Origin of the sequence: Streptomyces sp. NPDC046931 (assembly GCF_040644655.1) — a bacterium.
Lineage (GTDB): Bacteria > Actinomycetota > Actinomycetes > Streptomycetales > Streptomycetaceae > Streptomyces.
The window spans coordinates 310,083-330,389 of record NZ_JBEYWX010000004.1; the positions used below are offsets into that span (position 1 = coordinate 310,083).

General features: G+C 72.8%; 16 protein-coding genes and 2 pseudogenes. 8 read left to right on the forward strand and 10 right to left on the reverse strand.

Annotated elements, in window-relative coordinates:
• Positions 1-164 precede the first annotated feature (164 nt).
• From ABZ876_RS11145 to ABZ876_RS11155, 3 genes are all read left to right on the forward strand, one after another.
• Entirely contained in the window at positions 165-2,390 is a 2,226-nt protein-coding gene (locus tag ABZ876_RS11145) for an acetate--CoA ligase family protein (RefSeq protein WP_361777769.1), read from the forward strand.
• A gap of 91 nt (positions 2,391-2,481) precedes the next feature.
• The gene (locus ABZ876_RS11150; RefSeq protein WP_361777771.1) at positions 2,482-3,297 is read left to right on the forward strand and encodes an enoyl-CoA hydratase-related protein; all 816 of its coding nucleotides are present in this window, start codon (positions 2,482-2,484) and stop codon (positions 3,295-3,297) included.
• A 53-nt stretch (positions 3,298-3,350) separates the two neighbouring features.
• On the forward strand, positions 3,351-3,959 hold the full coding sequence (locus ABZ876_RS11155) for a flavin reductase family protein (protein ID WP_361777774.1): 609 nt from the start codon (positions 3,351-3,353) through the stop codon (positions 3,957-3,959).
• 89 nt (positions 3,960-4,048) lie between these two features.
• Here the strand turns inward: ABZ876_RS11155 and ABZ876_RS11160 are convergent, their stop codons facing one another.
• Positions 4,049-5,353 (reverse strand): MFS transporter, encoded by a 1,305-nt coding sequence (locus ABZ876_RS11160; protein WP_361777777.1) that lies wholly within the window; start codon positions 5,351-5,353, stop codon positions 4,049-4,051.
• A 71-nt stretch (positions 5,354-5,424) separates the two neighbouring features.
• Between ABZ876_RS11160 and ABZ876_RS11165 the strand changes: the two genes are divergently transcribed.
• Positions 5,425-6,486, forward strand: coding sequence for a helix-turn-helix domain-containing protein (locus tag ABZ876_RS11165; RefSeq protein WP_361777780.1), 1,062 nt, complete (start codon positions 5,425-5,427; stop codon positions 6,484-6,486).
• Between the two features lie 18 nt (positions 6,487-6,504).
• On the opposite strand, the pseudogene ABZ876_RS11170 reads toward ABZ876_RS11165, so the two are convergent.
• The 4 genes and pseudogenes from ABZ876_RS11170 to ABZ876_RS11185 all read right to left on the reverse strand — a co-directional run.
• Positions 6,505-7,647 (reverse strand): annotated as a pseudogene (locus tag ABZ876_RS11170) (MFS transporter); the annotation flags it as partial.
• A 66-nt stretch (positions 7,648-7,713) separates the two neighbouring features.
• Complete coding sequence (locus ABZ876_RS11175; RefSeq protein ID WP_361778135.1) at positions 7,714-8,763, reverse strand: Zn-dependent alcohol dehydrogenase; 1,050 nt, start codon at positions 8,761-8,763, stop codon at positions 7,714-7,716.
• A 22-nt stretch (positions 8,764-8,785) separates the two neighbouring features.
• Complete coding sequence (locus ABZ876_RS11180) at positions 8,786-9,940, reverse strand: acyl-CoA dehydrogenase family protein (protein ID WP_361778138.1); 1,155 nt, start codon at positions 9,938-9,940, stop codon at positions 8,786-8,788.
• Between the two features lie 55 nt (positions 9,941-9,995).
• The gene (locus ABZ876_RS11185) at positions 9,996-10,907 is read right to left on the reverse strand and encodes an SDR family oxidoreductase (RefSeq protein ID WP_361777783.1); all 912 of its coding nucleotides are present in this window, start codon (positions 10,905-10,907) and stop codon (positions 9,996-9,998) included.
• 91 nt (positions 10,908-10,998) lie between these two features.
• Here ABZ876_RS11185 and ABZ876_RS11190 point away from each other — a divergent pair, with 91 nt between their 5' ends.
• Positions 10,999-11,925, forward strand: coding sequence for a cyclase family protein (locus tag ABZ876_RS11190; RefSeq protein ID WP_361777786.1), 927 nt, complete (start codon positions 10,999-11,001; stop codon positions 11,923-11,925).
• Positions 11,926-12,407: 482 nt separating this feature from the next.
• On the opposite strand, the gene ABZ876_RS11195 is transcribed toward ABZ876_RS11190, so the two are convergent.
• The 3 genes from ABZ876_RS11195 to ABZ876_RS11205 all read right to left on the reverse strand — a co-directional run bounded on the left by ABZ876_RS11195 (position 12,408) and on the right by ABZ876_RS11205 (position 15,426).
• Complete coding sequence (locus tag ABZ876_RS11195) at positions 12,408-12,899, reverse strand: ATP-binding protein (protein ID WP_361777789.1); 492 nt, start codon at positions 12,897-12,899, stop codon at positions 12,408-12,410.
• A gap of 478 nt (positions 12,900-13,377) precedes the next feature.
• Positions 13,378-14,265 (reverse strand): acyl-CoA dehydrogenase family protein, encoded by an 888-nt coding sequence (locus ABZ876_RS11200; protein WP_361777792.1) that lies wholly within the window; start codon positions 14,263-14,265, stop codon positions 13,378-13,380.
• Positions 14,266-14,271: 6 nt separating this feature from the next.
• The gene (locus ABZ876_RS11205) at positions 14,272-15,426 is read right to left on the reverse strand and encodes an acyl-CoA dehydrogenase (RefSeq protein ID WP_361778141.1); all 1,155 of its coding nucleotides are present in this window, start codon (positions 15,424-15,426) and stop codon (positions 14,272-14,274) included.
• A gap of 177 nt (positions 15,427-15,603) precedes the next feature.
• Here ABZ876_RS11205 and ABZ876_RS11210 point away from each other — a divergent pair, with 177 nt between their 5' ends.
• The gene (locus tag ABZ876_RS11210; RefSeq protein ID WP_361777795.1) at positions 15,604-17,118 is read left to right on the forward strand and encodes an AMP-binding protein; all 1,515 of its coding nucleotides are present in this window, start codon (positions 15,604-15,606) and stop codon (positions 17,116-17,118) included.
• On the opposite strand, the gene ABZ876_RS11215 is transcribed toward ABZ876_RS11210, so the two are convergent.
• Positions 17,097-17,609, reverse strand: a complete 513-nt coding sequence (locus ABZ876_RS11215; protein ID WP_361777798.1) for an EF-hand domain-containing protein — start codon at positions 17,607-17,609, stop codon at positions 17,097-17,099. The two genes, ABZ876_RS11210 and ABZ876_RS11215, sit on opposite strands and share 22 nt — an antisense overlap.
• 237 nt (positions 17,610-17,846) lie before the next feature.
• On the reverse strand, positions 17,847-18,227 hold the full coding sequence (locus ABZ876_RS11220) for an STAS domain-containing protein (RefSeq protein ID WP_234511885.1): 381 nt from the start codon (positions 18,225-18,227) through the stop codon (positions 17,847-17,849).
• Between the two features lie 361 nt (positions 18,228-18,588).
• Between ABZ876_RS11220 and ABZ876_RS11225 the strand changes: the two genes are divergently transcribed.
• Positions 18,589-19,176: a sigma-70 family RNA polymerase sigma factor gene (locus tag ABZ876_RS11225; protein ID WP_361777801.1), complete on the forward strand. Its 588-nt coding sequence runs from the start codon at positions 18,589-18,591 to the stop codon at positions 19,174-19,176.
• A 14-nt stretch (positions 19,177-19,190) separates the two neighbouring features.
• Positions 19,191-20,300, forward strand: a pseudogene (locus ABZ876_RS11230) (zf-HC2 domain-containing protein); the annotation flags it as partial.
• Positions 20,301-20,307: the final 7 nt, after the last annotated feature.

Here is a 20,307-nt window from a genome sequence, read left to right on the forward strand (position 1 = left end):
CCCTCTGGCCGCACTCCCAGGGGCTTCCGTCGTCACGGCGGCGTGGTTGCCCGCCGCCGCCCGCGGGCAGTCTTTGTCTGCACGAGCGTTCCTGACACGACATCAGTTCAGTAACCTGACGATGCGTCAGTTTTTGGAGCGGTCTCACAGGAGCGGGCGGAGCGATGCTTGGATCAACCCATGGCAGCCTGACCACCGACTCCCGCAGGGCCCGGGTCGTCGCCTGCGAGGAGCGGACCTCGCCCGTGGTGCACGGCAGGCCGGCCGGCGCCGGGGAACTCGACGTCAGCGGACGGCCGCTGTACGCCGGCGTCCCCGATCTGGACCGGTTCTTCCGGCCCGAGTCCGTCGCCGTCGTCGGGGCCTCCGACACCGAGGGACGGCCCAGCACCGGGATCACCCGGCAGCTGCTGTCCTGGGCCGAACGCATGGGCGCCCGGCTCTACCCCGTGCACCCCACACGCCCGTCCGTCTTCGGCCTTCCGTGCGCTGCCTCCGTCTCCGACCTGCCCGAACAGATCGATCTCGCCGTCCTGCTCGTCTCCGACCCTCTTCCGGTCATCGAGGAACTCACCACCGCCAAGGTGAAGTTCGCCGTCTCCTTCGCCTCCGGGTTCGCCGAGACCGGTGAGCCGGGCGCGGCCGCCCAGGCCCGGCTCGCCGCGGCCGTGGAACGGTCCGGGATCCGGCTGCTCGGCCCCAACACCAACCTCAACGCCTTCGAGCGGTTCCGGGACGACCTCGACGGGCCGGCCATTGCGCTCATCACCCAGTCCGGCCACCAGGGGCGGCCCGTCTTCGCGCTCCAGGAGCTGGGCGTACGGCTCTCCCACTGGGCCCCGACCGGCAACGAGGCCGACCTGGAGACCGCCGACTTCATCTCCTACTTCGCCGAGCGGCCCGAGGTCGGTGCGATCGCCTGCTACATCGAGGGGCTGAAGGACGGCCGCTCCTTCCTCCTGGCCGCCGACCGGGCCGCCCGGCGCGGGGTGCCGGTCGTCGCGATCAAGGTCGGCCGCACCGAGACCGGCGCCCGCACCGCCACCTCACACACCGGCAAGCTCACCGGCGCGGACGACGTGGTCGACGCGGCGATGCGGCAGTTCGGGATCATCCGGGTCGACGGGCTGGACGAACTCCAGGACACCGCCACCCTGCTGGCCCGGGCCCGCGCCCCGCGCGCGGACGGTGTCGTCGTGTATTCGATCTCGGGCGGCACGGGCGCGCACGTCGCGGATCTCGCGGCCGAGGCGGGGCTGCGCCTGCCGCTGCTTTCCGAGGCCAGGCAGGCCGAGCTGCACCAGTGGATACCCCCGTACCTGAGCGTGGCCAACCCCGTCGACAACGGCGGTCACCCGGTGGGCGACTGGCGCGGACGCAAGATCATCGACTCGATCCTGGACGACCCGGAGGTCGGGGTGCTCATCTGCCCCGTCACCGGGCCCTTCCCCCCGCTGAGCGACAAGCTCGTACAGGACCTCGTGGACGCGGCGGAGCACACGGACAAGCTGGTGTGCGTGGTGTGGGGGTCGCCGGTCGGCACCGAGGCCGCCTATCGAGAGACGCTGCTCGGGTCCTCGCGAGTGGCCACCTTCCGCACCGTCACGAACTGCCTCACGGCCGTCCGTGCCCACCTGGACCACCACCGCTTCGCCGATGGCTACCGCTCCCCCTTCGACGAGGCCCCCCGCACCCCCTCGCCGTCCTTCCGCAAGGCGAGAGCCCTGATGCGGCCCGGAGAGCAGCTGAGCGAGCACGCGGCGAAGCAGCTGCTGCGGGCCTACGGCATCCGCGTGCCGCGCGAGCAGCTGGTGACCAGCGCGGCGGCCGCCGTGCGCGCGGCGGGGCTCGTCGGCTACCCGGTGGTGATGAAGGCGTCCGGCGCGCGGATCGCCCACAAGACCGAACTCGGCCTGGTGAAGATCGGGCTCACTTCCGCCAGCCAGGTCCGGGACGCCTACCGGGAGCTGACGGACATCGCGCGCTACGAGGGGATCGCGCTCGACGGCGTGCTCGTGTGCCAGATGGTGGAGCGTGGTGTCGAGATGGTCGTCGGCATCGGTCACGACCGGCTCTTCGGGCCCACGGTCACGGTCGGGCTCGGCGGTGTGCTCGTCGAGGTGCTGCGGGACGCGGCCGTGCGTGTCCCGCCGTTCGGCGAGGAGCAGGCGCGGGCCATGCTCCTCGAACTGCGCGGGCGGCCCCTGCTGGACGGCGTGCGCGGGCGTCCCCCGGCCGATGTGGACGCGCTCGTCGAGGTCGTGCTCCGCGTCCAGCGCATGGCCCTGGAGCTCGGGGACGAGATCGCGGAACTGGACATCAATCCGCTCATGGTGCTGCCCAGAGGGCAGGGAGCCGTCGCCCTGGACGCGCTGGCGGTGTGCCGCTGAGTCCCGGACCAGCCGACCCGTCAACCAGCCCGCCAACCGGCCCGCAAGCCGGCCCGCCGGCCGACCCGCCAGAAGAACGACGAAACGGAACATGATGGTGTCCTCCCCCGAAGATCCCGTCGAGTCATTGATACGGCACACCACTGACAGTCGCGTCTGCTGGCTCACCCTCAACCGTCCCGCATCCCTCAACGCCATCAACCCTGCCCTGCGGGAACACCTGATCCAAAGCCTTCTCGACGCGTCCGCCGACCCGGCCGTGCGCGCCGTGGTCCTCACCGGTGCGGGCCGCGGCTTCTGCGCGGGCGCGGACCTGCGCGGCGGCCCGGCGGCCGGTGAGCGGATCCCCGGCGACGTCGCCCGGACCATCCGCCGGGGCGCCCAGCGTCTGATCGCCGCGGTCCTCGACTGCGAGAAACCGGTGATCGCCGCCGTGAACGGCACCGCCGCCGGCCTCGGCGCACATCTCGCCCTCGCCTGCGACCTCGTACTGGCCGCCGCGTCTGCCCGGTTCACCGAGGTCTTCGTGCGGCGTGGGCTGGTGCCGGACGGCGGCGGCGCCTATCTGCTGCCCCGGCTGGTCGGCCCGCAGCGCGCCAAGGAACTGATGTTCTTCGGCGACGCGCTGACCGCGCAGGACGCGGAGCGTCTGGGCCTGGTCAACCGGGTGGTGCCGGCGGAGGGTCTGGAGGAGGCCGCCCGCACCTGGGCGGAGCGGCTGGCCGCCGGGCCGACCCGCGCCCTCGCACTCACCAAGCAGCTGGTCAACGCCTCCCTGGACGGCGACCGGGCCACCGCCTTCGCCGCCGAGGCGGCGGCCCAGGAGATCAACATGACGACAGCGGACGCGAACGAGGGCGTCGCGAGCTTCGTCGAGCGCCGGGACCCGCGCTACCGGGGCCGTTGAGGGCTGTCGAGGGGTTCACTTCTGACATTTCGTCAGCTTCAATGAGTGCCGTGATGGGACACGCAGGGATGGCGGCCACCGCCGTCCGCTACCTCAGGTCGGTCGGGGCTCCCACGGTCGCGGAGCCTGTCGAGGCGCTGCCGAGGCCCGAGCTGCGGGCCGTCGGCGACGACGAACGCGCGCCGGCCGACCCGGGGGAGTTCCGGCGCGTCCTCGGGCATTTCGCGACCGGGGTCACCGTGATCACCGCGCCCGACGCGGACGGCGGGACCGGGCCCGCCGGGTTCGCCTGCCAGTCCTTCTCGTCCCTCTCCCTCGACCCTCCGCTGGTCGTCTTCCTCGTCGGCCGGACGTCGCGGACCTGGCCGCGGATCGCCCGCGCGGGCGTCTTCTGCGTCAACGTGCTGGGCGCGGACCAGGGCGAGCTGTGCCGCGGCTTCGCGGTGAGCGGCGGGGACAAGTTCGCCGGCGTGGACCATGAGCCCGCGCCGTTCTCCGGCTCGCCGCGCCTTGCCGGCGCCACGGCGTGGATCGACTGCGCGATCCACGCCGTGCACACGGGCGGGGACCATCTGATCGTGGTGGGCCGGGTGGAGGCCCTGGGAACCGGCGAGGGCAGCACGGACGCTCCGCTGCTGTTCCACAAGGGCCGGTTCCTGTAGTGCTGTTGGGCTGTGCCTGATGGCCCTGAGCGCTGTGCCCTGTCACCCCATCCCCCGTCGCCCCGTCGCCCCGTCGCCCCGGGCGACCGTCACGCGCGCGCCGGCACGCCCGTCGGCCGGCGGCGGATCACCAGCGCCATCAGGGCGGCCGCCGCGCACAGGGCGCCCGATGCGTACCAGACCACGTCATAGGAGCCGAACGTGTCCCGCGCGACACCGCCGAGGAACGCGACGAGGGCGGCGCCGACCTGGTGCGAGGCCAGGACCCAGCCGAAGACGATGGCGCTGTCCTCGCCGTACTGCTCCCGGCACAGGGCCAGGGTGGGCGGGACGGTGGCGACCCAGTCCAGGCCGTAGAAGACGATGAAGAAGATCATCGGCGGGTGGACGCCGGGGGCCAGCAGCATGGGCAGGAAGAGCAGCGAGACGCCGCGCAGGGCGTAGTACACGGCGAGCAGCCGGCGCGGTTCGAAGCGGTCCGTGAACCAGCCCGAGGCGATGGTGCCCGCCACGTCGAAGACCCCGATGACGGCGAGCAGCGAGGCGGCCGCCGTGATCGGCATGCCGTGGTCGTGGGCCGCCGGCACGAAGTGGGTCTGGATCAGGCCGTTGGTGGAGGCGCCGCAGATCGCAAAGGTTCCGGCCAGCAGCCAGAACGGGCCCGTGCGCACCGCCGAGAGCAGCACGGTGACGGCCCGGCGGGCGGCGCCGCGCACGGGTTCCGGGCGCGGCACGAACTCCCCTGCTCCGTAGGGCTTCTGGCCCACGTCCGCCGGGTGGTCCCGCAGCAGCAGCCATACGAAGGGGACGACCGCGAGGGCGGCGAGGGCCACCGTCACCGCGGCCGGGCGCCAGCCGTGCCGCTCGACCGTCCAGGACAGCACGGGCAGGAAGATCAGCTGCCCGGAGGCCGACGCGGCGGTGAGTATGCCGCTCACCAGTCCGCGGCGCGTGGTGAACCAGCGGTTCGTGACCGTCGCCGCGAACGCGAGCGCCATCGCCCCCGTGCCCAGGCCGACGAGCAGACCCCAGCAGAGCAGAAGCTGCCAGGCGGCGGTCATCCACACGGTCGCGCCCGAGCCGAGCGCGATGACCGCGAGGGCCACGGCGACGACACGGCGGATGCCGAAGCGGTCCATCAGGGCGGCCGCGAAGGGCGCGGTGAGCCCGTACAGCGCCAGGTTGACGGACACCGCCGCGCCGATCGTGCCCCGTGACCAGCCGAACTCCTGATGCAGCGGGTCGATCAGCAAGCCAGGCAGTGAACGGAAGGCGGCGGCGCCGATGATCACCACAAAGGTGACGGCGGCGACGAACCACGCCCGGTGGATGCCGTGCGGCGTCTTGTCGGTCCGGGGTTCCTCTACGGCTGCGGCTTCCGTTGTCTGGGTCACGTCCTAGAGGATTCTGGCCGGGATCCCTCCGATCGAGTGGCCCGGAAGACATCCTTCATTAGGATCGGGCCATGACCCGTGAGCCAGCGTTCCGGCCGCACCGCGTCGTCGTCCTCGCCCTGGACGGGCTGCTCCCCTTCGAGCTGGGCATTCCGCACCGGATCTTCGGGCGCCCGAAGGACGCCGAGGGACGGCATCTGTACGAAGTCGTCACCTGTTCGGTCCGGCCACCCGGGCCGGTGGAGACCGAGGCCGACTTCGTCGTCCAGGTGGCGCACGGCCCTGAGGTGCTGGCCACCGCCGACACCGTCATCGTGCCCGCGTCGTACGAGCTGGGTCCGGTCTTCGAGCGGGGCGTCCTCACCGACGAACTGGCCGCCGCGCTCGCGCACATCCGGTCCGGCACCCGGCTCGCCTCCATCTGCACGGGCAGCTACGTCCTCGCGGCCGCCGGCCTCCTCGACGGGCGGCCCGCCACCACGCACTGGGCCGACGCCGAGCACTTCCAGCGGACGTTTCCGCAGGTCCGGGTCGATGCGGACGTCCTGTTCATCGACGACGGCGACATCCTGACCTCCGCCGGGGTGGCGGCCGGGATCGACCTGTGCCTGCACATGGTGCGCCGCGACCACGGCACCGCGATCGCCAACGAGGTGGCTCGCCGAACGGTGGTACCCCCGCATCGCGACGGCGGCCAGGCCCAGTACATCCACCGCCCCGTGCCGGACCCTCAGCTGGCCACCACGACCACCGCCCGCGCCTGGGCCCTCGGCCGTCTCCACCAGCCCATCCAGCTGCGCGACATGGCGGAGCAGGAGTCCATGTCCGTACGCACCTTCACGCGCCGCTTCCGCGAGGAGGTCGGCGTCAGCCCCGGCCAGTGGCTCACCCGGCAGCGCGTCGAACGGGCCCGCCACCTGCTGGAGTCCACGGACCTGACGATCGACCAGGTGGCGCGGGATGCCGGCTTCGGCACGGCCCAGTCGATGCGGCAGCACCTACAGGCGGCACTCGGGGTCACGCCCACCGTCTACCGGCGGACGTTCCGCACCGGTGCCGCGGACCCGGTCGGCGGCCGTACCGCCGGCGCCGGCGGCCAGGACCGCGCCGTCGCCTCCGCCGACCGGGAGTGAGGCCGGACGACGGACGCCCTCGCCCCATGCGCCGGCCGCCGTGAGCATGAGGGTCAGGGCGATGCCCGCCAGGATCGCCGTCGACGGCGCGGCGAAGCGGAGCAGCGCGCCCGCGAGGGAGCCGGTGGCCGCGTAGCCGACGCCCACCGCCGCGTACATCACCGAGTAGCCCGCGGCCAGGGCACCGGCCGGGAGGACCTCGCGCAGCGCCAGATTGCGGGTGACCATCGCGCCCCCCTGGAGCATCCCCGCGACGACCAGCGCCCCGGCGACCAAGGCCGTGACCGGTATCAGCGCGGCGAACGCCAGGCACAGGGAGAGCCCGCACAGCAGCACCACGCTCCGGGTGCGCAGTGCGCCCGGCCACGAGCGCAGCCCGTACACGAACGCGCCGATCCCCGAGCCCACGGAGAGCCCGGTCAGCAGCGGTCCCGACCAGCCGACGGGCGCTCCGCGCTGTTCCAGGAGAGCGGGCAGCACGAGTTCGGCGAGCGAGAGCAGGGACAGGCCGGCGGCCGCCGTGACATACACCGGCCAGGCGCGGACGAGAAGCCGGGACACCGATCCGCCGTCGCCGCCCACGGGGTCCGCCTCCCATCCGGGCGGCAGCAGCAACAGACCGGGGACGGACGCGGCCATGAGGGCAGCCGCCAGCAGCAGCGGAACCCGGGATGCCACGCCGAGGGCGAGACCGGTGACGGCGGCCGGGGAGACGGCCCAGATCCCGGACGTCAGCAGGGACTCGACGGACAGGGCCTGGGCGGCCGCCCGCCGGGGAACGAGCCCGGTGAGCAGGGACCGCAGTCCGCCGGGGACCGCGGCCGGGGCGCCGCCGGCCAGGAACGCGAACGCCCCGAGGACCGCGGGGTGGGCGGCCGGGAACGTGCCGAGGCCCGCGAAACCGGTCGCTCCGGCCGCGAGGCCCACGGCCAGGTGGGGGCGGGCCCGGTCAGAACGCATCCGCATGCCGAGAACGGGGGCGCCGAGGATCTCACCGATGACGTAGACCGCGGCCAGGGTCGCGCCCAGGGTGTAGCCGCCGGGGCGGTCACGGGCGAGGAAGACCAGGGCGAGCGGGGCCATGGCGACCGGCATGCGGGCGCCGATCGCCACCACGGCCCAGGTCAGGACCGGCCCGGAGGCCACGTCTCGGTATGGCATGCGTCCGAAGGTAGGGGAGGGCACCGACAGCGGCCCACGGAATTTCCGGCCCTGTGGACAACGGTCTCAGAAGGTCAGCACCGCCCTCGCCACCCGCCCCTCGTGCGCGTCCGCGGCGGCCTTCTCGTAGTCCTCGACCGGGTATGTCGCCGTCACCAGCTCGTCCAGCAGCAGGCGGCCCTCGCGGTACAGCCGGGCGTAGAGCGCGATGTCCCGCTGGGGGCGGGAGGAGCCGTAGCGGCAGCCCAGGATGGACTTGTCCAGGTACATCGACGACACCCGGAAGGCCGCCTCCGCCGTCGCGGGCGGCACCCCCAGCAGGACCGCCTGCCCATGGCGGTCCAGGGAGTCGATCGCCGCGCGGATCAGCTCCACCCGGCCCACACACTCGAACGCGTGGTCGGCTCCGGTCGGCAGAACGTCCCTCACCCGGTCGGTCGAGGTCAGGAAGTCCGTCGCACCGAAATGCCGTGCCACCGCCTCCTTCTCCGGGTTGGCGTCCACGGCCACGATCCGTGACGCGCCCGCGATCCGGGCGCCCTGAAGGACGTTGAGACCGATCCCGCCCGCGCCGATGACGAGGACGGTGTCGCCCTGGTCCACCCGTGCCCGGTTGAGTACGGCGCCCACCCCGGTCAGGACACCGCACCCGATCAGCGCCGCCGAGGGCATCGGGATGTCCTCGGGGAGGCGCACCGCCTGGACGGCCTTCACCACGGTGCGTTCCGCGAACGCGGAGTTCGACGCGAACTGGTACACCGGCCGGCCGCCCCGGGTGAACGGCCGTCCGGGCCGGCCGATCGCCTCCCTGCACATCGTCGGCCGGCCCCGGTCGCAGTCCGCGCACGCCCCGCAGTTCGCCAGGGTGGACAGCGCCACATGGTCCCCGGGCCGGACGTGGGTGACACCGTCGCCCACCGCCTCCACCACCCCCGCGCCCTCATGGCCGAGCACCACGGGCACCGGGAAGGGTATGGTCCCGTCCACCACGGACAGATCGCTGTGGCACAGTCCCGCCGCGGCGATCGCCACCCGCACCTCGCCCGGGCCCGGGCCCCGTACCTCCAGGTCGTCCACGACCCGCGGCTGTGCGCCGTCGTAGATCACGCCTCGTATCGCGCCTGGCATCGCAACTCCCTCAGGCTGCCGGTCCCCTGGGTTCCTTGGGCAGGCCGAGCACGCGCTCGGCGATGATCGTGCGCTGGATCTCGTCCGAGCCGCCGTAGACGGTGTCGGCGCGGCCGAAGAGGAACAGGTGCTGGTCGGCGTCCAGTTCGTACGGGGTTCCCGGCGTCCAGTCGGCCGGGCCCGCCGCCCCCGCCGCCCCGCGTACCAGCATCGCCAGCTCGCCCAGCCGCTGGTGCCAGCGGCCCCATAGCAGCTTGGCCACGCTGGGGGCGCCCGCGTCCGCCGTGCCGCCCAGGGTGCGCAGGGCGTTCCAGCGCATGGTCCGCAGTTCGGCCCACTGGTCGACGAGCCGGGCGCGTACGACGGGGTCGTCCGCCGCGCCGGTCGCCACCGCCGTCCGTACGACCTCGCCCAGCTCCCGGGCGAAGCCGATCTGCTGGGCCAGGGTGGAGACGCCGCGCTCGAAGCCGAGCAGGCTCATCGCGACCCGCCAGCCCCCTCCCTCGCCGCCCACCACGTGCTCGGCGCGGGCCGCCGCCCCGTCGAAGAACACCTCGTTGAACTCGCTGGTCCCGGTGAGCTGCCGGATCGGCCGGACCTCGACGCGGCCGGGCTGGTCCATCGGGACGAGGAGGAAGGTCAGGCCGCGGTGCCGGGGTGCGGCCGGGTCGGTGCGGGCGAGAACGAAGCACCAGTCGGCCTCGTGGGCCAGGGAGGTCCAGATCTTCTGGCCGGTGACACGGTAGGTGCACGGGGTGTCGCGTACGGCGGCGGTGCGGACGCCCGCGAGGTCGGAGCCGGCGCCGGGCTCGCTGTAGCCCTGGCACCAGAGTTCCTCGCCGCGCGCTATGGGAGGAAGGAAGCGGGACTTCTGCTCCGGGGTGGCGTGCGCGATGAGGGTGGGGGCGAGGAGGTTCTCGCCGATGTGGCCGGACCGGGGCGGCGCCCCCGACCGGGCGTACTCCTCCGCCCAGACGACCTGCTGGGTGAGGGTGGCGCGGCGGTTGCCGTGGCCGCCCTCCGGCCAGCCGAGGCCGATCCAGCCGGCGGCGCCGAGGGTGCGTTCCCAGTCGCGCCGGCCGGTGTCGGGGGCGAGGTGGGCCCGCAGCCAGGCCCTCGCCTCGGCTCGGAAGGCCCGGTCTTCGGGGTTGGGGCCGAACTCCACGGTCACCGCCTCATGTCGGGTTGCCTGGTGTGCTCAGCCGCGGTCGGTGACCGCGTCACGCGTTGGGCCGGGCGCCTTCCCGGGCCGCCCGCTCCATCGCCTCCAGCTGCGCGAGGAGCGGCATCGGGTCCGTCCCCACCGCCCCGGTCAGGACGCCGGCGATCCTCTCCGGCGTCCAGGGGCCCTCCGCGTAGGCCGCCCTCAGCTCCCTCGGCTGGGCCCAGACGGCGAGCTTGGGACCGGCGATGGTGTACACCTGACCGGTGATGCGCTGCTCCCGGGCGCGGTCCGACAGCAGGTAGACCACCAGCGCGGCCACGTCCTCCGGTTCGCCGATCTCCTTGAGCTCCAGGGGGACGTTCGCCGACATCCGGGTGCGGGCCACCGGCGCCACCGCGTTCGCCGTCACCCCGTACTTGTGCAGGCCCAGCGCGGCGCTGCGTACCAGGGAGATGATGCCGCCCTTGGCCGCGCTGTAGTTGGCCTGCGCGACCGATCCCCGGTGGTTGCCGCTCGTGAAGCCGATCAGGGTGCCCGACCGCTGGGCGCGCATCACGGCGGATGCCGCGCGGAACACCGTGAAGGTGCCCTTGAGATGGGTGGCGACCACGGGGTCCCACTCCTCCTCCGTCATGTTGAACAGCATCCGCTCGCGCAGGATCCCGGCCACGCACACAACGCCGTCCAGGCGGCCGTACGACGCGAGCGCCTCGTCCACGACCCGCTGCCCGCCCCTCATCGTCGCGATGTCGTCGGCCACCGCGACGGCCTCGCCGCCCGCCGTCTCGATCTCCTTGACCACGGCCTCGGCGACCGCGCTGGTGGGTGCGGCGCCCTCCACGGACACCCCGAGGTCGTTGACGACGACCCGGGCTCCCTCGGCGGCCGCGGCCAGCGCGACCGCCCGTCCGATCCCGCGGCCCGCACCGGTCACGGCGACGACCTTGCCTGCCAAGAAGTTCCCCATGCCCGGCCCCTTCCCACAGATTCTGACGGTCCGTTAGTTTCTTGATTCTACGGCCCGTCAGCTGCTCGGAGACAAGCCCCGGGGAGGAGTCATGTCACTGCCGGCCGAGTTCCGTGACATCGCCAAGCGCGTCAACAACTGGGGGCGTTGGGGCGGCGACGACGAGATCGGGACGCTGAACCTCATCACCGACGAGGTGGTGCGTGAGGCCGCGGCCTGCGTGCGCGGCGGGCTGCGCGTTCCGCTCGCCCTCCCCCTGCGGCAGGACGGGGTGCAGACCGGTGTGATCCCGGGACGGGTCAATCCGCTGCACGTCATGGTGCAGATCAATCAGGAGCTCTTCGGACCCGGCACCGTGGCGTGCAGCGACGACGCGGTGACCATGGGGTTGCAGGCGGGCACCCACTGGGACGCGCTCAGCCATGTCTCGCACTCCGGGAGGCTCTACAACGGGCGCCCGGCCGGGACCATCACCCCCCACGGCGGCGCGGCGTTCGCCGGGATCGACAAGCCGCGGCACATCGTCTCCCGCGGTGTCCTGCTCGACGTGCCCCGCGCGCTCGGCAGGGAACGGCTCGGCGGCGGGCACGCCGTCGCCCCCGAAGACCTGGACGCGGCCGAGGAGTTCGCCGGTACGCGCGTGCGGGCCGGGGACATCGTGCTGGTGCGGACCGGGCAGATCCGGACCTATCTCGCCGGCGACCGGCACGCCTACGGATATCCGTCACCGGGACTGTCCGTGCGCGCCCCGGAGTGGTTCCACGCGCGCGATGTGGCGGCCGTCGCGAACGACACGCTCACCTTTGAGATCTTTCCTCCCGAGATCGAGGATCTGTGGCTGCCCGTCCATGCGCTGGATCTTGTGGAGATGGGGATGCCGCAGGGCCAGAACTGGAATCTCGAAGAGTTGTCCACAGCCTGTGGAGAAACGGGGCGCTTCACCTTCCTGCTGTCGGCGACGCCCGAGCCCTTCACCGGCGGCACGGGAGCACCCGTGGCCCCGGTGGCGATCCTCTGAGAAGTGGTACCGCTGGTGATCCTCTGAGAAGGGGATGGCGGCGCGTCCGTGCCCGCCCCGAGCGCGGCACCGCGCACCGCCATCCCGCTCCGGCGCGCCCGCCCCGCTCCTCGGACGGTCTCGAGGAGACCGTCTGGCCCCGTAAGGAGCCGACGCCGAATCGCGATCCGCACTCGTCGAGGGTTTCCGTCACCGCAACCCTCGTCGTCCCCTCGCGGCGCATCGCTGGACACCAGCGTGATCACCCGGGCACCCCGCGTCAACAGCCCCTCGGCAATTCCTGACTGACGGTCTTTTCATGAGGGCGCGCGCGGAAGCGCACCCCGGCGCACCGACGGTGCACCGCTCCCGGCGACCGGGGCCGTGCGGGCGCACATCCGGGCGCGCGCCCGTGCCGCGGACCGCCGGGGCACCCCGGGGGCCCGCCGGATGGCGCCCGTCGGAGGAAGTTCGCCCGGAGAGTGCCGACCGGACCGGGCTTGCTAGACCGCGCCGTAGGCGAGGTCGGCAAGCGCCGACTCCGCCGTGCGTACCCCGATCCGGCGGGTCACTCCCGCGGTACAGCGGTCCACTTCGCACCAGATGCGCTTGCCCGGACCCTCCGGGTCCCAGCCCCAGCGGTCGGCGAGACCGTCGACGAGTTCCAGGCCGCGGCCGCCGGTCTCGTCACCCCGCGCGTGCCGGGGGACGGGCGGGCGGGCACTGGTGTCGGCCACCTCGAGACGGACGGTGCCGGCCGGGGCGCCGGAGGAGTCGTCCCGGACACCTGTCAGCAGCAGGCGCAGCACGGCCGGGCAGCCGGTGTGCACCACGGCGTTGGTGACCAGTTCGGAGACGAGCAGGATCAAGGTCTCGGCCAGCGGCTCGTCCGCGCCTATCCCCGACCCGGCGAGCCGGGAACGGGCCCACCTTCGCGCTCGCCCCACCTCCGCGGGGTCGGGCCGGACCTCCAGCTGCACTTGAAGCACCTGCACCGCTCACACCATCCGAACCGGCGGACACATCGCCTCGCGCCTCACGAGCGCCACGATCGTGGTCATCGTCTGCATGGCAGGAACCAGGATCACGCACCGTGATTCCCTTGCACGACAGCATGGTTGACGTACAGTCACCCCAACAAGCGCTTCGGGCATATTCCAGCGCGAAGGAGTACGCGTACGGCATACTGTGCGACGCTTGCCACGGGGAGTCGAACAGGCAGGTGCGGGGGTCCGCACCGCCCAGCGAGCGGCACGCATCGCCGGATCCGGCGCCGCCACAGGGGCCGCGTCGGTATGGCTCGCGCTCGGGACCACTCGCATCTCACACAAGGTACCGGAGCCCCGCGCCGACTCCAGCCCGTGACAAGTCACGCATAGGACACAACCCGATATCAACGCTCTGTGATTACGGATTGACACAATCCGCGACATCCATGGCACCCCATCCCGGAGAATGCCTGTACAGAGCCCCTCAGGCCGTTCCGGAGAGAAGATCCTCGGCGAGCATGTCGTCACTGTGTGCATTCGGCCCCGCACGGTGGGTCCGCACCCAGGCCCGCTTCAGGAAGAGGTGCACCTCGGACTCCCAGGTGAAGCCCATCCCGCCGTGCACCTGGAGGCAGTCGCGCGCCCCGCGGACGGCCGCCTCGTCGGCGAGCAGGCGGGCCGTGGCGATGTCGAGGGGATCGGCGGTGACCGCGGCGGCGTACACGGCCGCCCGGGCCGTCTCCACCCGCACCAGACCCTGCGCGCACAGATGCTTGACCGCCTGGAAGGCACCGATCGGCCGTCCGAACTGCTCCCGGGTCCGTGCGTACGCCACCCCCAGCTCGCAGGCCCGGGCGGCGCCGCCCAGTTGCTCGGCGGCGGTGAGCAGGACGGCCACCGGGTCCGGGGCGGGGGTCGCACCCCGGACCGTTGCCACCCGGTGCAGGGGCGTGAGCGGATCCACCGAGCGGACCGGTACGGCGCCGCTCGCGTCCCCCCGTACGACGTCCGCCTGCGCCAGCCACTCCACCAGGCCACCCGACACGTCCGTGACCACCGTCTCACCGCTCGCCGCGCCCGCCACCTCGCCGGCCGCCAGGTGTGTGGCCACCAGCGGACCCGGCAGGAGGGCCCGGCCCGCCTCCTCGAAGGCCAGCACCGCCTCGGGCAGCCCCGCTCCGGCCCCGCCCTCCGCCTCCGGCAGCCGCAGCGCGAACAGGCCCGCCGCGCCCAGCTCGCGCCAGAGCGCGCGGTCCAGCACGCCGGGCCGCCCGACGGCGGCCCGCAGCGCGTCCCGGCCGAAGCGGCGCGCCAGCAGTGCGCGCACGCCCGCCCGCAGAGCCTCCTGTTCGTCGTTCAGTCGGAAGCGCACGGTGAGTCACCGCCCTTTCGGCAGGCCCAGAATGCGTTCGGCCACGATGTTCCGCTGAATCTGCGAGGTGCCCGCCGCGATCGTGTAGGACAGCGAGGACAGCCGGTCCAGGACCCAGGGGTGGTCGAGGTCGAGGGAGCCGGCGCCCAGCACCTCGGCGGCGGTGTCGAACAGTTCCTGACGGGCGTGCGAGTACCTCAGTTTGAAGACCGAGCCTCCGACGCCGGGCACTCCCCCGGTCTTCTCCGCCTCGCTCACATTCCACTGCGTGAGCCGCCACAGGGCACGGAACTCCGCGTTCAGCCGGCCCAGCCGCCGCCGGAGCGGGGCGTCGTCCCAGCGGCCGCCGTCGTGTGCCGCACGGGCCAGCTCGCGCAGTACGCGGCGGCAGGCCACCACCTCCCCGACGAACGCCGTGCCGCGTTCGAAGGAGAGCGTCACCATGGTCACGCGCCAGCCGTCGTTCTCGGCGCCGACCCGGTTGGCCACCGGCACCCGCACCTCGTCGAGGAACACCTCGGCGAACTCGTTCGACCCCGCGAGCGTCCGCAGCGGCCGTACGGTGACGCCCGGCGCGTCCATGGGCATCGCGAGCCAGGTGATGCCCCGGTGTTTCGGCGCCGAGGTGTCCGTACGGACCAGCAGCTCGCACCAGTCGGCCACTTCGGCGTGCGAGGTCCAGATCTTGGACCCGCTCACCACATAGGTGTCTCCGTCCCGCCACGCGCGCGTGCGCAGCGAGGCCAGGTCGGAGCCGGCGTCCGGCTCGCTGAACCCCTGGCACCACACCTCCTCGCCGCGCAGCACGGGCGGCAGCCAGCGCGCCCGCTGCCCGGGGGTGCCCTCGGCGGCGATCGTCGGTCCCGCGTGCAGCAGCCCGACGAAGTTGGCACCCACATAGGGGGCGCCCGCCTTCTCCGTCTCCTCCAGGAAGATCAGGTGCTGGGTGGGGGTGGCCCCCCGTCCGCCCGCGTCCACGGCCCAGTGCAGACCCGCGTATCCGGCGTCGTACAGCATCCGCTGCCAGCCCAGGTCGTAGGCGCGCCGGGCCGGCCAGTCGTCGGGGGACGGCTTCGGGGGCAGGGTCGGCAGCACCTCGGCCAGCCATGCGCGCAGCCGGGCCCGGAACTCCTCCTCCTCGGGCGAGTGGGCGAGTTCCACTAGCGGTCCGGGTACGACGTGCTCACCATTGGTTTCCGGCCCCTCCCTGTCGCACATTATCTGATGGTTCGTCAGTTCGGTCCGGGAAGCAGATTAACTCCGCACCCCTGGACCGGCAAGGCGAGCGGCCCTACGCTCGGCGCACTATCTGACTAACCGTCAGCTCAGGGGGCCGATGTGAACGACACCGCGCACGCGCTGGGCACCTCCCGGACGCTGTGGGAACTGGCCGCCCGGCGCGCCGCCCTCACCCCCGACCGGCCCGTTCTGCTCCAGGACGACCGTTCCCTGAGCTTCGGTGAGCTGTGCGAGCGGGCCGAGCGGGTGGCCGCCGGGCTGTACGGCATGGGTGTACGCCCGGGGACCGTGGTCGCCTGGCAGCTGCCCACCCGGATCGAGACGGCCCTGCTGTCCTTCGCACTGGCCCGCCTCGGGGCCGTCCAGACGCCGGTCATCCCCTTCTACCGCGAACGCGAGGTCGGCTTCGCGCTCCACCGGGCGGGGGCGGAGTTCTTCGCGGTGCCGGGCACCTGGCGGGGCTTCGACCACACGGCGATGGCGCGGCGGCTCGGCGCGCGGGGCGTCTTCCGGGCGTACGACGGCGAGGACCTGCCCGACGGGAACCCGTCCGTGCTGCCTCCCCCGCCCGCCGACGGCACCTCGGTCCGCTGGATCTACTGGACCTCCGGGACGACCTCCGACCCCAAGGGCGTGCTGCACACGGACCGTTCGCTCATCGCGGGCGGGTCCTGCCTCGCGCACGCGCTGCACCTGTCCGAGCACGACGTGGGCTCGATCGCCTTCCCGTACGCGCATATCGGCGGCCCCGACTACACGGTGATGCTGCTGCTGTACGGCTTCCCGGCGGTGATGTTCGAGCGGTTCGCGCTGCCGGAGGCGCTGGAGGGCTACCGCAGGCACGGGGTGACGGTGGCCGGCGGGTCCACCGCCTTCTACTCGATGTTCCTCGCCGAGCAGCGCAAACAGCCGGGAGTCCCGCTCATCCCGACGCTGCGGCTGCTGGCGGGCGGAGGGGCGCCCAAGCCCCCCGAGCTCTACCACCGCGTCGTGCGCGAGATGGGGGTGCAGCTCGCCCACGGCTACGGCATGACCGAGGTGCCCATGATCACCATGGGGCGGCCGGACGACTCGGCCACGGACCTGGCGACGACGGAGGGGCGGCCGCCCGAGGGGATGGAGATACGGATCGTCGACGGCGAGGTGCGCCTGCGGGGAGAAGCCGTCTGCCAGGGGTATCTGGACCCGGCCCGGACGGCGGAGGCCTTCGACGATGAGGGGTTCTTCGTCACCGGCGACCTCGGACACCTCACCGACAGCGGTCATCTGGTGCTGACCGGACGACTGAAGGACGTCATCATCCGCAAGGGCGAGAACATCTCGGCCAAGGAGATCGAGGACCTGCTGCACGGGCACCCCGCGGTGCGGGACGTGGCGGTGATCGGGCTGCCCGACGAGGAGTGCGGCGAACGCGTCTGCGCGGTGGTGGAACGTCAGCCTGGCGCGCGGGTGTTGACCTTGGACGCGGTCGCCTCGTATCTGCGCGCCGAAGGACTGTCCGTGCACAAGCTGCCGGAGCGGCTCGAGGTGGTGGACGCCCTTCCGCGGAGCGACACCCTGCGGAAGGTGCTCAAGTACAGGCTGCGGGAGCGCTACTCCGGCACGGTGAAGTAGCGCGCGAACGCGGCCACGATCTCCGTCTCGCCGACGTGGCCGTCACTGTCCGCGTCGAGCGCCTCGGCGGCCGCCCGGGCGGTGTCCTCGCCCACCCCGAGCGCCCTGAGGACACGCGCGGTCTCCTGCACGGTGGCCCGGCCGTCGTGGTCACCGTCCGCGACGGCGAGCGCCGCGTGCAGGAAGGGGCGGGCGATCTCCGCGAACCGCTCGGGGTTGTCGCGCAGCCGCTTGACCGCGCTGCCCACGAACTCCTCACGGGTGATGCGCTGGTCGCCGTCCCGGTCCGCTATGCCGGCCATGCCCTGCCAGAACGCCTCGCCACCCGCGTACAGAGCCTGCCCCTGCTCGGATCTGGCCGCGGTGCCGAACTCGGTGAGGACGGACTTGGCCGCCGCACTGAAGTCCTCGCGGTCGATATAGCCGTTGCCGTCCTGGTCGAAGGTGGCGAACCGGGCGGCGATCCTGCGCTCGTACTCGGTGCTGACCATGATGTTCTCGGGCCGCCTTACGTGAGGTCGGTGGTGCGTCTGGCACGGAGCGTACGATGCCGGAGGTGCGCGGGGAGACGGAAAACGACGCTTGTACCAAGACCGCAGGAATTCTGCGACAACAGTGTGGCCGTCCTGCGACGTTCCGTTGACCGGCATGCGCCGGGCGCGCCGTCGCGCGTGGGCGCAAGGACTGGAGCCGGGGGGGCGCAAGGGCTCACACGGGGAGCGCAGGGCTTACGCGGAGAGAGGGCGTGACTCCTCGTCGGTGGCCGAGACGACATCCGCGTAGACCTCGAAGAGGCGGCGCACCCCGAGGGCGGCGAGGACGCGGTTGACGTGGGAGCCCTCCACCGCGCTGCGTCCGGGCAGGATCAGTCTGAGCCCGCCCCGGCAGGAGCGGATCAGCCGGCGGGTGGCGATGAGCACGCCGACACCGCTGGAGTCGCAGAAGACGACCTCCGACAGGTCGAGGACCACGCGATGGCGGCCGTCCGCCACGGCGTCGTGCACCCGCTGGCGCAGCACCGGGGAGGTCACCAGGTCCAATTCGCCCGCGACATGGAGCACGGCCCACTCACCGCGCTCCCCGTAGGTCACCTTGAGCGTCACCGCCACGCCTCCCGCTCGCTTGCGTCCCGACAAAAACGGAAGCCGTCCCTACGCTTCCATCAGCGTGGCTGCCCCAACGCCTCTCCATGAAACACCGAACTATCGATCGAAAGCGCGTGGTAGATGAGCCAATCCGGTCGGTAACGATCCGGTCCGTTCATTCCCGATCGGAGGCCGTGGATGGGAGTCGTCGTCCGCGACACCGGTCCCATGCGGCTGCTCCCCCTATCACCTGCGGCGCGCCGAGGGGCGCACATTGCCGCAAAGGGGCGTGCGCTGTCCGACGTGCCGACTACATTCGAGGAGGCAGGGGCCACAGGCTGGGCCGGACCGGGGCGCCGGGCAGGGAGGGGGGAGGAGGGGCCGCATGGCGAAGAAGGACGCACCACCCCGGTGGGACCGCAGGATGCAGCAGCGGCTCACCCGCGGCGAGGCGGCCGCGCTCGGCGAGTGCTACGACCGGTTCGCCTCGCTCGTGCACGGGCTCGCCCACCGTGTGCTCGGGGACGAGGAAGCGGCCGACGGCATCACGCGAGAGGTGTTCGCCCATGTCTGGCACAACCCCGAGGCCTACGACCCGAAGCAGGGTCCCCTGCGTTCCTGGGTCGCCATGCTGACCCACCGGCTCGCCGTCCAGCGGCTGCGCGCCACCGAGACCGCCGCGCTCGCCCGGTGCGGCCGGGGCACCCCCGAGGAGCTGGAGCACAAGGTGCGCCACGCCGCGGTCACGGCCCGCGCGGACTACATCGTCACCTCGATGCCGGCACCGCTGCGCGCCGCCCTGGAACGGGCCTACTTCCAGCGCCGGGACTACCGCCAGACGGCCACCGACCTCGGCATCACGGAGGACGAGGCCCGCCGCCGTCTCCGCCTCGGCCTCCAACTGCTGTCCACTGCCTACGAGACCGACCCCTCGGGACCCGACGCCGCCCCGGACGAACCGGGGGCCGCGTGACGTCCCAAGGACCGCCCGTGCTCGAGCACCGGGTGCTGAAGTCGCTGCTCGGGGCCTGGGCGCTCGCCGCCTGTTCGGCGGAGGAGACCGCGGCCGTGGAGGCGCACCTCGGCGGCTGCGGCCCGTGCGCGGACGAGGCGCGGCGGCTGCGCGAGGCCGTGGGGCTGTTGCAGCGCCCGGAGAGCCTCGACCTGGATCCGGGCCTGCGCACCCGGGTCCTGGAGAGCTGCCTGGACCGGCGCCCGCCCCGTATCCCGGTACCGGACTGGGCCGCTCCGTACGACGCGGAGGCCGCGCGCCTGGACGCCCTGCTCCAGGACATAGGCGAGGCCGAGTGGCACGCGCCCGTACGGCTGCGGTGGTTCGACGGGAACCGGCCGGCGAGTCGTCGTACGACCGTCGCGGGGGTGATCGCCCATCTGCTCTCCGTGGACGGGCTGGTGGCGGTGACGCTGGGGCTCGACGACCCGCTCGCGGGCGCGGCCGCCGGGTCCGCCACGCCACGCGGGCGCACGGAGGCGTACTGGCGCGACTCCCACTTCCCGCCGACCCGGTCCGTGCGGGTTCCCTGGCGCGAGCAGAGTCACCAACTGGTGCGGACGGTGTCGTTCACCGGCGGGACCGGGAAGCTCTCGGTGCCGTACGGCGGGTTCGAGCTGCCGCTGCGCGACGCGATGCTGGACCGGGCCTTCGAGTGCTGGGTGCACGCGGAGGACATCGCGGGCGCCGTCGACTATCCGTACGAGCCGCCGGCGCCGCGCCATCTGAACCGGATGATCGACCTGGCGGCGCGGATGCTGCCCGCCGTGCTTGCGGCACGGCGGCGAGCCGGGCTGGCCTCGCCCGCCCGCACCCGGCACCTGGTTCCGGCGGGGGAGCCCGGGCGCAGCCTGCGTCTGGAGATCGAGGGCTCGGGCGGCGGCGAGTGGCTGATCGCCCTCGAATCCCCCGGCGCGGTCGCCTCCGCCGAGCACGAGGTGGCGCATGTCGCACTGGACGGAGCGGAGTTCTGCCGGCTGGCCGCCGGCCATGTGCCGCCCGAGGAAGCGGCCGCGGGGCAGCTCGGCGACCGGGAGGCGATCAGGGACGTGCTGTTCGCGGCCGCGTCCCTGAGCCGGATGTAGACCGGGG

Coding starts and splice junctions, on each gene's coding strand:
- ABZ876_RS11150 (WP_361777771.1), top strand. CDS start 2,482: ATGATGGTGTCCTCCCCCGAAGATCCCGTCGAGTCATTGATACGGCAC.
- ABZ876_RS11145 (WP_361777769.1), top strand. CDS start 165: ATGCTTGGATCAACCCATGGCAGCCTGACCACCGACTCCCGCAGGGCC.
- ABZ876_RS11215 (WP_361777798.1), bottom strand. CDS start 17,609: ATGGTCAGCACCGAGTACGAGCGCAGGATCGCCGCCCGGTTCGCCACC.
- ABZ876_RS11165 (WP_361777780.1), top strand. CDS start 5,425: ATGACCCGTGAGCCAGCGTTCCGGCCGCACCGCGTCGTCGTCCTCGCC.
- ABZ876_RS11190 (WP_361777786.1), top strand. CDS start 10,999: ATGTCACTGCCGGCCGAGTTCCGTGACATCGCCAAGCGCGTCAACAAC.
- ABZ876_RS11225 (WP_361777801.1), top strand. CDS start 18,589: ATGGCGAAGAAGGACGCACCACCCCGGTGGGACCGCAGGATGCAGCAG.
- ABZ876_RS11155 (WP_361777774.1), top strand. CDS start 3,351: ATGGGACACGCAGGGATGGCGGCCACCGCCGTCCGCTACCTCAGGTCG.
- ABZ876_RS11185 (WP_361777783.1), bottom strand. CDS start 10,907: ATGGGGAACTTCTTGGCAGGCAAGGTCGTCGCCGTGACCGGTGCGGGC.